At 43.7% G+C, this 13,314-nt stretch carries 7 protein-coding genes; all 7 read left to right on the top strand.

From position 1 onward, the window contains the following. The first annotated feature begins 85 nt into the window (after positions 1-85). The 7 genes from BACCELL_RS13980 (at position 86) to BACCELL_RS13950 (ending at position 13,303) form a co-directional block, all read left to right on the top strand. A complete protein-coding gene (locus BACCELL_RS13980) occupies positions 86-742 on the top strand; it encodes an HAD family hydrolase (protein ID WP_044154019.1) in 657 nt (218 codons plus the stop codon). Between the two features lie 161 nt (positions 743-903). Continuing rightward, positions 904-3,387: a glycoside hydrolase family 95 protein gene (locus BACCELL_RS13975; RefSeq protein WP_007212492.1), complete on the top strand. Its 2,484-nt coding sequence runs from the start codon at positions 904-906 to the stop codon at positions 3,385-3,387. A 283-nt stretch (positions 3,388-3,670) separates the two neighbouring features. Beyond that, on the top strand, positions 3,671-6,892 hold the full coding sequence (locus BACCELL_RS13970) for a SusC/RagA family TonB-linked outer membrane protein (protein ID WP_022208779.1): 3,222 nt from the start codon (positions 3,671-3,673) through the stop codon (positions 6,890-6,892). A gap of 14 nt (positions 6,893-6,906) precedes the next feature. After that, positions 6,907-8,763 (top strand): RagB/SusD family nutrient uptake outer membrane protein, encoded by a 1,857-nt coding sequence (locus tag BACCELL_RS13965; RefSeq protein WP_007212490.1) that lies wholly within the window; start codon positions 6,907-6,909, stop codon positions 8,761-8,763. Positions 8,764-8,785: 22 nt separating this feature from the next. Beyond that, positions 8,786-10,372: a DUF4957 domain-containing protein gene (locus tag BACCELL_RS13960; RefSeq protein ID WP_007212489.1), complete on the top strand. Its 1,587-nt coding sequence runs from the start codon at positions 8,786-8,788 to the stop codon at positions 10,370-10,372. 222 nt (positions 10,373-10,594) lie between these two features. Beyond that, positions 10,595-11,869, top strand: a complete 1,275-nt coding sequence (locus BACCELL_RS13955; protein ID WP_007212488.1) for a nucleoside hydrolase-like domain-containing protein — start codon at positions 10,595-10,597, stop codon at positions 11,867-11,869. 24 nt (positions 11,870-11,893) lie between these two features. Next, complete coding sequence (locus tag BACCELL_RS13950) at positions 11,894-13,303, top strand: glycoside hydrolase family 140 protein (protein ID WP_007212487.1); 1,410 nt, start codon at positions 11,894-11,896, stop codon at positions 13,301-13,303. Positions 13,304-13,314: the final 11 nt, after the last annotated feature.

Here is a 13,314-nt window from a genome sequence, read left to right as displayed (position 1 = left end):
CCGGAAAGAAATGAATCAACTCATTACAGGTTGTTTGAACGAAATGCCTTATATTTGCGTTCATAAAGAAAAGAAAGTAAGAAAAATGAAGAAACTCGTAATTTTTGATTTAGACGGTACCCTCCTAAACACCATTGCCGATCTGGCACAAAGTACCAATCATGCATTAGCCGCCTTAGGATATCCCACACATGAAGAACAAGAGTACAACTTCATGGTTGGAAATGGTATCAACAAACTTTTTGAGCGTGCTCTGCCCGAAGGAGAAAAGACGGAAGAAAATGTCCTGCGCATACGAAAAGAATTTGTACCCTATTATGACCAACATAATGCAGACAAAAGCCGCCCCTACCCCGGCATCACGGAACTTCTAACCGAACTACAGACCAAGGGAGTCCAACTTGCAGTCGCTTCCAACAAATATCAAGCAGCTACAGAGAAACTAATTGCCCACTATTTTCCTACAATTCGTTTCATCGCTGTCTTTGGCCAACGTGAAGGGGTAAACGTAAAACCCGATCCCACCGTCGTATACGATATCCTGCAAATAGCAAAGACAGCCAAAGAAGATGTTCTCTATGTAGGAGATTCCGGCGTAGACATGCAGACAGCTATCCATGCAAATATAACCTCCTGCGGAGTGACCTGGGGATTCCGCCCACGCGCTGAACTGGAAACCTTCCATCCTGACTACATTGTGGATAAAGCTGAGGAGATTATCGAGAGCGTCTTGAAAGACTAAATTCAGCCTCTACTGCCTGAATCTTGCCACCGTATCAGCAAGGTCTGCCAATAAATAGGCAAACGGTATGCATCATTTTTACTCCTTTTTAAATAGATATTACCCCTGAAAGTGCCGAAAACTGCCTAACCTTGCAACTGAAATACAAAAAATGAAAAACAATGATGAAGAAATGGTTATCGACATGCTTTGCCGCAATCTGCATAAGCAGTAGCTTGCAGGCACAGCTGGAAAATGAAACTCTCAAATTATGGTACGATGGACCCGCCACACAATGGGTAGAAGCTTTGCCACTGGGCAACGGACGTATAGGCGCCATGGTCTTTGGCGACCCTGTACACGAACAATTCCAATTGAATGAAGAAACCGTATGGGGAGGTTCTCCTTACAACAACACCAATCCCAAAGCCAAAGACGCTTTGCCACGGATCCGCCAACTCATCTTTGAGGGCAAGAATAAAGAGGCACAAGAGCTTTGCGGCCCCACCATCTGTTCGCCATCCGCCAACGGGATGCCTTATCAGACTGTAGGTTCCCTGCATCTTGACTTTGATGGAATCAGCAATTACAACGATTATTATCGTGATCTGGACATTGCAAAGGCAATAGCTACCACTCGCTTCACCACCAATGGAGTAACCTATACCCGTGAAGCCTATACTTCTTTCCCCGATCAGGTCCTGGTAATCCGCTTGACAGCTTCACAAAAGAAGAGCATCTCATTCACTGCAAAATATACCACGCCTTATAAAAGTAATGTGGTACGCAGCATCTCCTCCCGCAAAGAATTACAGTTGAGCGGAAAAGCTAACGACCACGAAGGTATCAAAGGCAAAGTGGAATTCACCGCCCTCACCCGCATAGAGAACAGTGGTGGCAGTCTGGAAGCAACATCAGACAGCACCCTGCAAGTCAAAAATGCCAATAGCGTTACATTATACGTATCCATTGGCACCAACTTCGTAAACTATAAGGATGTATCGGGCAATGCACTCAGCACTGCACAGAAATACCTGAAACAGGTCAACAAGAACTATGCGAAGAGTAAAGCCGCCCACATCAATGCATATCAGAAGTACTTCAACCGAGTATCTCTGGACCTGGGGCGCAATGCTCAAGCCGACAAGCCGACAGATGTACGCGTCAAAGAGTTCAGTACAAGCTTCGATCCGCAAATGGCTGCTTTATACTTCCAATTCGGACGCTACCTGCTGATATGCAGTTCACAGCCCGGCGGGCAAGCCGCCAATCTGCAAGGTATCTGGAACTACCAGCTACGTGCTCCTTGGGATGGCAAATATACTACTGATATCAATGTAGAAATGAACTACTGGCCTGCCGAAAGTACCTCCCTGCCCGAAATGCACGAACCTTTCCTGCAATTAGTAAAAGAAGCAGCCATACAAGGACGCGAAAGTGCCGCCATGTACGGTTGTCGCGGTTGGACATTGCATCACAATACGGATATCTGGCGTAGCACCGGTGCCGTAGACGGACCAAGTTACGGAGTATGGCCCACTTGCAACGCTTGGTTCTGCCAGCATCTGTGGGATCGTTACCTCTTCTCCGGCGACAAAAACTATCTAGCCGAAGTATACCCCCTGATGCGTGGTGCCTGCGAATTCTACCTCGATTTTCTGGTACGTGAACCCGAGAATAACTGGCTGGTAGTAGCCCCCTCCTATTCTCCTGAAAACAGTCCCGTAGTAAATGGCAAACGTACATTTGTTGTAGTTGCCGGAACCACGATGGACAATCAGATGGTTTACGATTTATTCTACAATACGATTGCCGCTGCCGGTTTAATGAACGAAAACACCGCTTTCACCGACAGTTTACAGACTGTAGTTAACAATTTAGCCCCTATGCAGGTAGGCCGTTGGGGACAGTTACAGGAGTGGATGCACGACTGGGATAATCCCAAAGACCGTCATCGCCATGTTTCTCATCTCTGGGGTTTGTATCCGGGACGTCAAATCAGTGCCTACAACTCTCCCATCCTGTTTGAAGCTGCCAAGAAGTCTTTAATAGGTCGTGGCGATCACTCTACCGGTTGGTCAATGGGTTGGAAAGTGTGCCTGTGGGCGCGTCTGCTCGATGGTAACCATGCCTATAAACTGATAACCGAACAGTTGCACCCCACTACCGATGAAAAGGGACAAAACGGTGGTACTTATCCGAACCTGTTCGATGCACACCCGCCTTTCCAGATTGACGGTAACTTTGGCTGTTCTGCCGGTATTGCCGAAATGTTCGTTCAGAGCCATGACGGAGCTATCCATCTTCTTCCGGCATTGCCCGACGTATGGAAACAGGGAACATTGAAAGGTATCCGTTGCCGTGGCGGCTTTACAGTGAAAGAGATGAAGTGGGAAAACGGAGAATTACAAACAGCCGTTATCACTTCCAATATTGGCGGTACACTCCGCATACGGACCCAGACTCCTTTGTATCTGAATGGGGAAAAATTGACTCCAAGTGTCCAAGAGGTATCTGACAACCCGCTATTACAATCACAGAGCATCCGCAAACCACTGATTGCTGCCAATGCACCGGTTTGCATACCGGAATATGCACAGACTTATGTGTATGATATCGAAACAAATGCAGGAAACGAATACATTCTGACCGCAAGAAATCAATAAGAATAAATAGTAACCAAAACTATAGGGATACCGGCAAAAGTCAGTCGTCACTATGTTAAAACGTCAAGAGGGGAGCAATAAACTCCCCTCTTTTCTGTTATATAACATCATTTAGATAACTCACAAAAACATTATAGACAGTAAATAACAAAAAATACCACCCTAAAAACAGATATTACACATATATATTTTCACATCCCTATACATTTGCAGCAACGAATTAACAGTGTGCCCGAACACACATAACGAAAAAAAATCATACTTAATTAATAACATGCAAAGAATGTCTAACAAAATGAAAAACATGCGCGCCGCGCTACTATTCTGTTTAGTAGCCGTGATATCGCTTAGCGTATCAGCGCAAAATGTAACCGTAACAGGTACTGTGACAGACAAGACGGGAGAAACCGTTATCGGTGCTTCCGTAGTACAGAAAGGGAATACCAGCAACGGTACTATTACCGATATTGATGGTAATTTCTCCCTTAGTGTTCCCGCCAATTCCACATTGGTATTCTCTTATGTGGGTATGACTTCTCAGGAAATACCCCTGAAAGGCAAAACAAAAGTTGAAGTAGTTATGGAAGACGATGCACAGGCTTTGGAAGAGGTTGTGGTTATCGGTTACGGTTCCGTGAAACGTAAAGACCTGACAGGCTCTGTGGCAACAGTCAATTCTGAGGTGCTGGCAGCTGTCCCGGTAGCCTCTGCAACAGAAGCACTGCAAGGTAAAATGGCCGGTGTACAGATTACTACAACTGAAGGTTCACCCGATGCAGAAATGAAAATTCGTGTGCGTGGTGGTGGCTCCATTACAGGTGATAATACTCCTTTATTCATCGTAGACGGCTTCCCGGTAGAGTCTATCAGTGATATTCCTGCTTCTGACATTGAAGATATGACTGTACTAAAAGATGCCTCTTCTACAGCTATCTACGGTTCTCGTGGTGCAAATGGTGTAATCCTGGTAACTACTAAAAGTGGAAAAGAAGGCAAGTTAAGCGTATCTTATAACGCCTACTATTCCTGGAAAAAGATGGCCAAGACTTTGAATACACTGAGCGCAACCGATTATGTGAAATGGCAGCGTGAATATGCGTTGTTAAGAGATAACGAAAGCAAATTCACCAGCCTCTTCGGTAATTGGCAAGATGCGGATCTTTATGAAAATGCTCCTACCAATGACTGGCAGGATCAAGTGTTCGGACGTACAGGAAACACTTTCAACCATAACCTGACAATTAGTGGTGGTTCAGATAAGACAAAGTTCAACATGGGTTATGCTCACATGAATGATAAAGCCATCATGTTGGGTTCTTCTTTCCGACGTGACAACTTGAGTTTAAAACTCAATCATAAAGTGAATGATAAAGTTAGCCTTGACTTTTCGATGCGTTATGCAAATACCACTGTAAACGGTGCCGGTGCCAACGAAAGCAAGTCTGAGGTATCTTCAGCTGACTCCCGCATGAAGAATGTAATGATTTACCCTATGTTTAACTTCCCCGACTTGAGTGACAGTTATGACCCTGACTTTCAGTTGACGAATCCGATTACATCTGTATATGATACTGACCGCAAACAAAATCGTCAGACTTTCAACATGAATGGAAGCTTCTCATGGGAAGTCTTCAAGAATTTCAAGTTCAAAAGTGAATTCGGTTTAGACTGGTATTACAATACTGATAAAAAATATTATGGAACTTCTACCTATAATGCACGCACTAACAGTGTAGATACAGAAGGCGTTCATCCAATGGCTTACTTTGCCGATACCCAACGTAAAACTTTCCGTAACACCAATACGGTGAACTATGATTTTAAAAATATCATCAAGAATAAGGACCACAGTCTGAACGTATTGGTCGGTGAAGAAACCCTTAACAAGAAAAGTTCATTGAACGATGACCGTTTGAGCTTCTTTCCTATCAGTTTTACTGCCGCTCAAGCTTGGGCTTTGTCTTCGCAGGGTACTCCTTATAGCGTAAACAAATACACTAATGCCGACGATAACCTGCTTTCATTTTTTGGTCGTGTGAACTATGATTACCAAAGCAAGTATCTGGTTAGCGCCACTTTCCGTGCCGACGGTTCTTCCAAGTTCTCTAAAGACAATCGCTGGGGTTACTTCCCATCAGCTGCCGTAGCATGGCGTATCTCTTCTGAAAGCTTCATGGAGAAGACTCATAATTGGCTTGACGATTTAAAGTTACGTTTCTCCTATGGTACTGCGGGTAATAACAATATCCCCTCTGACCAGACTTCTCCGGTATGGTCTTCTAGTTCCACTACCTGGCTTAATCAATTTCCCTCTTATTGGACTAGCGGCATTGCTTCAGGCCAAAGCGGATCTTACGCATCTAATCCCGACTTAAAATGGGAAACAACCATTACCCGTAATATGGGTCTGGATTACACTCTGTTCGGCGGCAAACTGACCGGTAGTTTCGAATACTATTGGAACACCACTAAGGATTTGCTCATCGCATTCCCAGTTTCCGGTTCCGGTTATGACTATCAATACCGCAACCTCGGTGAAACAGAAAACAAAGGTTTCGAGGTCTCTCTCACTTGGAACGCTATCAACACGAAAAATTATGGATTGACATTCAGCGGTAATGTGGGTTTCAATAAGAATAAAGTAAAGAGCCTTGGCTCATTGACACAGTACTCAGCATCTTCGGGATGGGCTTCAACCCAAATTCAAGATGACTACATTGTTAAGCCCGGTCATTCGGTTGGCGAAATTTATGGTTATATAAGCGATGGTCGTTATGAAGTAAGCGACTTTGAGGATTACTACGCCGCCGGTGAAAAATGGGTATTGAAAGAAGGTGTGGTTAATAATTCAAGTGTGATAGGTACCAGCTATCTTCGCCCAGGTGCTCTGAAACTGAAAAACATGAATGACGATAATGTTATTGATGCAAAAGACCGTACTGTTATTGGTAACACCAACCCCAAAGCCAGTGGTGGTTTCAGCCTTTCAGGTCGCGTATATGGCTTCGACTTGAGTGCAAACTTCACTTATAGCATTGGTAATGACGTTTACAATGCCAACAAGATTGAATATACTTCGTCTTATCAATATTATTACCGTAATATGCTCGATATTATGGGCGAAGGTAAACGCTGGACAAACCTCGATGCTAACGGTAACCTGGTAAATGATCCCGCACAATTAGCTGCTTTAAATGCCAATACCACTATGTGGTCACCTTACACCAGTTATGTATTGACCGATTGGGCTATTGAAGATGGTTCTTTCTTACGTTTGTCAACATTAACACTGGGTTATACTTTACCATTGGCCTTAACCAAGAAAGTAGGCATTAATAATTTGCGCTTCTACGCTACATGCTACAATGTATTCTGTCTGACTGGTTATTCAGGTTTCGACCCTGAAGTTTCTACCCGAAACAAGACAGCTCTTACTCCGGGAGTAGACTACTCTGCATACCCAAAGAGTCGCCAGTTTGTAATAGGTGTTAACTTGAACTTTTAAAAACGAAAGAAGAAATGAAAAATATATTATTTAAATCTTTAGCAGCTGTCGTCCTTCTGGGTGGGCTGTCTTCATGCAGCGATTTCCTGGATCAAAGTTCTCCTTCATCCTTGGATGGCAAGAACATTTTCAGTAACTATGAATATGCTCAAGGAACCATAGCTAATATCTATCAAGAATTTGGAGAGCAGAACTATCGTGCACGTGCCATTTGGTATGGATACAATACGGATATAGAAATCTTCAGTGGTTCAGACAAGGCAGACGGAAAAGCTGATTTGGCAACATACAATGCCGGAGTCGGAAATGACCAGATGAACGTTACTACAGGTACCGATCTTTGGGCCAAAATATATGCTGCCATCGAACGCGCCAATCTGGCTATTGAAGGTCTTCGGGAAAATGCAGACCTGACAGATGCAAATATGAAGCAACTACTGGGCGAAGCTCTTACCCTACGTGCATTGCACTACGTGGACCTTATCAATATGTGGGGAGATGTTCCTGCCCGTCTGACTTCATTGAATGCCGATAATATGTATTCAGGACGTGAAGACCGTGATGTCATCTACAAGCAACTTATTATCGATCTGCAAGAGGCACAAAACCTCTGTGCATGGCCTAACGAACTTGATGCCACGAAAACAGTGGAACGCGTGAACAAAGTCTTCGTAAAAGGTTTCCTGGCTCGCGTTTGTCTGCAAGCAGCAGGTTATGCTCAACGTCTTGACGGTGCAAACCGCCTAAGCACAGACCCGGAACTCAGCAAAGAAAAACTTTATCCTATCGCACTACAGGCATGTAAGGATGTAATGGACCAAGAGGGCAATTATGTAGCTTTGAAATCAAACTTCGAAGATATCTTCAACAACAATGGTATCTCTGGTGATATCATCAATGCAGGTAGCGAATCTTTGTTTGAAATCGGTTACAGCAATAACCCGGCACGTGGACGTATCATGTATACCTTCGGCATTAAGCACACTACTGCCGACAATATGACAACAATGCTTCAAGGTAGCCAGGTAGGCCCTACACCTACTCTATACTTCGACTATTCAGTGAAAGATTTACGCCGTGATGTGACTTGTTGCCCATTCCAGTGGACAAAGGGCGTACAAACTCTTCAGTCCTTCAAGAGCTGGAGTTTCGGAAAGTTACGTTATGAATGGACAAACCGTATGATTCCTTCCGGAAACGATGACGGTATCAACAAGCACTATATGCGCTATGCCGATATTGTATTGATGCGTGCTGAATTAGAGAACGAGCTCAATGGTCCTGCTGCTGCCGCTCCTTATCTGACCAAGATTCGTAACCGCGCCTTTTCTACTACCGACCGCGCTACAGAAGTTACAGCTTATGTTGCGGAGGCATCTCAAAGCAAAGAGAAAATGTTCCAAGCCATTGTTGACGAAAGAGCTCTTGAATTTGCAGGAGAACTGGTCCGTAAGGCCGACCTTATCCGTTGGGGAATGCTGAAAAGCAAAATGGATGAAACAAAAGATAAGATGAACGCTATCGTAAATCTGACAGACTATGACTCCAAGCATCCCTATAGCCAGCTCTCAGGTCATGTCTATTATAAAATGAGTGCATACACTTGGACCCGTAACGGCATAGCAACTACCGAGCCCAATGCCAAACTGAACTTCTATGGTTTGAACTATGGTGAACTGAATCTTGATCCGGAAGGCTATACCGAATTTACCAATAGCAGTGGCGAAGCCTCAACCTGGATTAAGGATACTGCATTAGATGATGTTATTGACTATCTCTACGTGCGCGATCCGGATAAATATCAATATTGGCCAATCTTCAACGTCAATTTGAACGATAATCCTAATCTTGCAAATTACGAGTGGTATTAATTAACTAAATGATTAAACAACGATGAAAAAATATATATTATCAATTTGTACATTAGCTGCCATTTGCATAGGCTGTGTTACAGTAACATCATGCAGTGATCCGGATGATCTTAATGATTTGGTTCTTGACCGCATATTGTCGCCTACCAATATTACTGCACGCGTCTCTCAGGACGTAAATATCATTGTTAGTTGGGATGAAATGAAAGGAGCTTCCTCTTACGAAATCGAAGCTTATGCCGATACTCCCGACTACGGTCAGCGCACACCGGATGTGTCAGATGCTACCACTCTCACTCAGACTACTTTGACTAATCTGATTGGTGAGACAGCCTATTACATTCGTGTAAGAGCCATTGATGAAGACAACTCATCACGCACATCTAAATGGATCGAGATCATGCGTACTACCAACCCTGAGCAAAATATGAACAAAGTAAAGGCCGGTGACATCCAAAGCACAGCCGTTACAGTAACATGGACGCCGGGCATTCAGGCTGATGCTATCGTATGCACTCCTAGCGCTGCAAATTCTTCAGCTAAGACGGTGACTTACACTCTAACTGCAACAGACATCTCTTCCGGATCTGCTACCGTCACAGGACTTGAACCGGAGACAAGTTATAGAGCCACGTTGAAGTTAGGCGAGAAAACCCGTGGTTATTCTACCTTTACTACTAATTTGGATTTACGTGACGCTATCCAACTCACTCCGACAGATGACTGGGTGACTGCTATTCAGGACGCAGCGGCAGGTAGTAAGTTTGCCCTTGCAGCCGGTGAATATACATTGACATCAGCCAAGCTGCAAATCAACAATAATGTGACCATTGCCGCTCAGAACTCCGGTAACCTGCCGGTGATTAATACTTGTATTCATATCAACAACGGTTCTTCACTCTATCTCTATCAGGTAGTGATGGATGGCACCGGTACAGATGGAAGTCAGGCTATTGAATACAAAACAGCCGGAGGATTTGGCGATCTTATCATCAGCGGAAGTGAAATAAGAAATTACGTGAAAGGACTTATCTACATCAACGTTGCAGCTGTAGCCAATACAATCAAGATAGAAAACTCCATCATTCATGATATCGAATGTTCCGGCGGTGACTTTATCGATAGCCGTAGCGGTGGTTGGAACAATCTTATCATCTCAAGCTCTACATTCTATAGCTGTTCTGCTAAGCGTGATATCCTGCGTGCTGACGATGCTTCAAGCAAGGTGAGTGCAAGTATGATAACTTCTATCGACAAATGTACATTCTACAATGTAGGTAATGGTAACGCCAATTACCGTTTCTTCTATCTGCGGTTCCCCGGCAATACCAATACCTTTACCAATAATGTTGTAGCCAACTTCGATAATACTCGCGGTTTTGCCAATTCAACTTCCGTAGGAGTACCCAGCTATTCGAACAACTATTACTATAACTGTAAGAACTTGACTTCACAAGCCGAAGGTAATACTCAGCCCAATTTAACATGTTTCGATACAGAAGGAAATATTCTTGATAAGAATCCATTTGCCGATCCTGACAATGCCGATTTCACTATCACTGATGAACTCTTCCAGAGTTATGGATTCGGTGATCCTCGTTGGTATTAAAATATTTGAATCCTTAAAGTAAAAGAGGGTACGTCACTATACAAAGTGCGTATCCTCTTTTTCTTTTACCATTTTAACCCCGCCCCCTATACCATTATTATCATCATTTACTCCAAAAGGAACAATATTTCCTCCTCTTTATAGCTATAAACTTCTATTTTTGCATACACATAAGTACAAACCACTATTGACGGAACATTTAAAATCAAAAGAATCTATATCATGAAGAAACTCTTTTTAGTCTTCTCTATTTTAACTGCCTCTATAACTGTTATGGGGCAACAGCCTATTCCGGTTAAGCCTCGCATTCTTATCAGTACGGACATAGGTGGCACAGATCCGGACGACAATCAATCAATGGCACACTTCCTTATGTACAGTGAGATGTTCGAAACAGAAGGATTAGTATCTTCTCCCTCCTATGGACACGGAAGTAAACAGAATCTTCTGGACATGATAGACCTATACGAAAAAGATCTGCCCAAGTTGAAAAAATACATAAAGGGCTTCCCGTCACCGGATGCCTTACGCGCCATCTGCAAACAAGGAAGACAAGGAGCAGCCCCATTCAAAGGTTATACTACTGCCACAGAGGGTTCTGATTGGATCATTAAATGTGCCAGAAAAGAAAGTACCCGGCCCTTATGGATACTCGTATGGGGCGGACTCGATGACTTAGCACAAGCTCTACATGATGCTCCGGACATTCAAAATAAAATAAGAGTATACTGGATTGGCGGACCGAATAAAAAATGGAGTACCAATAGTTATGTATACATTGTCGAGAATTTCCCCAACCTTTGGTTCATCGAGGCCAATGCTTCCTATCGTGGATTCATAACCAATGACAAACAACCTGGTAAATTCAACAAAGACTATTACGATGAATGTATCCGTGGAGCCGGATATCTGGGAAAAGACTATATAAAATATTACGATGGAAAAGTCAAGATGGGAGATACCCCATCACTACTTTACATGATGGATGGTGATCCGAATAATCCTCAGAAAGAAAGCTGGGGAGGGAGTTTCGAGAAATTCACTCATAGCCCAAGAGTCATTTTCAACCGGAGTACTACCCTGAAAGATACGGTTCCGGTATATGCCATCATTGAATTCCGCATAAAGGGACCGGAAATGAATATCCCCGCTGACTCAACCTGTTTCACCATGACAACAGATGGTCAGGACTGGGACGGTTTCTATCTGGGTAATGGTGAATATGCCGCCAGATATGCTCCTAAATCTACCGCAGTCCTAACCTACAAGATTACCTCTGATATTCCGGGATTTCCGGAACAAACCGGAGAGTTCGTAGTAAATAACACATGGCCCGGAAAGATTGATGCCGATGACTATAAATTAGGAGATTATTGGTATACAGACCGAAATGACGCAAACCTGTTTGAAGGAAAATGGCAGGGAAGTAAAACGGTATCCAAATGGAGAAAAGATGTTCTGCAAGACTGGGCCAAGCGTTGGGAATTGCTTAAATAAATACATATTTTAAAAAATAATAGCATGAAGAGAATACTATTCTATCTATGTTTTACCTGCTTTTTTTATCAGGTGTTTTCACAATCACACAACCTCCCTTGGAAAAATGGAGCCTTGCAAATATCCAGCAACTCCCGTTACCTTCAGCATACGAATGGCTCTCCCTTCTTCTGGCTCGGAGATACCGGTTGGCTGCTTCCTGAAAGGTTGAACCGGGATGAAGCGGAATACTATCTTGAACAATGTAAACAAGCAGGCTTCAACGTAGTACAGGTACAAACCATCAACGGAGTACCTGCCATGAACTTTTATGGACAATCGTCTATGCCGGATGGATTTGATTTCTCCAATATCAACCGACCGGGTATATATGGATATTGGGATCATATGGATTTTATCATCGATGCCGCCGCCCGCAGAGGGATTTATATCGGCATGGTCTGCATCTGGGGCGGGCTGGTAAAAAGTGGAAAAATGAATGTGGAAGAAGCCAAGGCTTATGGTACTTTTCTCGCCAACCGTTACAAAGATCGCCCCAACATCATCTGGATGATTGGCGGAGATATCTATGGAAACATCAAAACCGAAGTCTGGAACATGCTTGCCAACACCATTAAATCCATTGATAAGAACCATCTCATGACTTTCCATCCCTTCGGAAGGACACTCTCGGCAGAATGGTTCAACGATGCCCCCTGGCTGGATTTCAATATGTTCCAAAGTGGACACCGCCGCTACGGACAAAGCAAAGATGACAAAAAGACACTGTTACCACAAGGCACAGAAGAAGACAACTGGCGATATGTGGAACATAGTCTTGCTCAAAAGCCACTACGTCCGGTTATTGATGGAGAACCGTCTTATGAAGCCATTCCCCAAGGACTTCACGACCCTAAGGAAGGTTTCTGGAAAGACAACGATGTACGCAGATATGCTTACTGGTCGGTTTTTGCCGGTTCATTCGGTCATACGTACGGTCATAGCTCTATCATGCAATTCCTAAAGCCGGGAGTTAATCCAGCCTACGGTGCTACCAAATTATGGTATGAAGCCCTGAAAGATCCCGGATTCAACCAGATGCAATATTTGAAAAAACTGATACTTGCTTTTCCCTTCTTTGAAAGAGTAGCCGACCAAAGTTGCATAGCCGACAATAACGGTACAAAGTATGAACGTCTCATTGCAACACGTGGCAACGACTATATGTTAGTGTACAACTATACCGGACGCCCCATGAAAATAGACCTCAGCAAGATTCATGGAAAGACTAAAAAGGCTTGGTGGTATTCACCACGCAATGCAGAGCTATCTTATATCGGTGAGTTTAGTTCAAAAGTAGAAACGTTCCAGCCTGAAGGTGGTCATTCAAACGGCAATGACTGGGTACTCATCCTAACAGACGGAACCCGGAAGTATATAGAAGCATTGCAATAGATAGTTTTAAT

Source organism: Bacteroides cellulosilyticus DSM 14838 (assembly GCF_000158035.1).
GTDB lineage: Bacteria > Bacteroidota > Bacteroidia > Bacteroidales > Bacteroidaceae > Bacteroides > Bacteroides cellulosilyticus.
The sequence above is the reverse complement of the archived record's forward strand: the minus strand, read 5'-3'. Positions and strand labels throughout refer to the sequence as shown.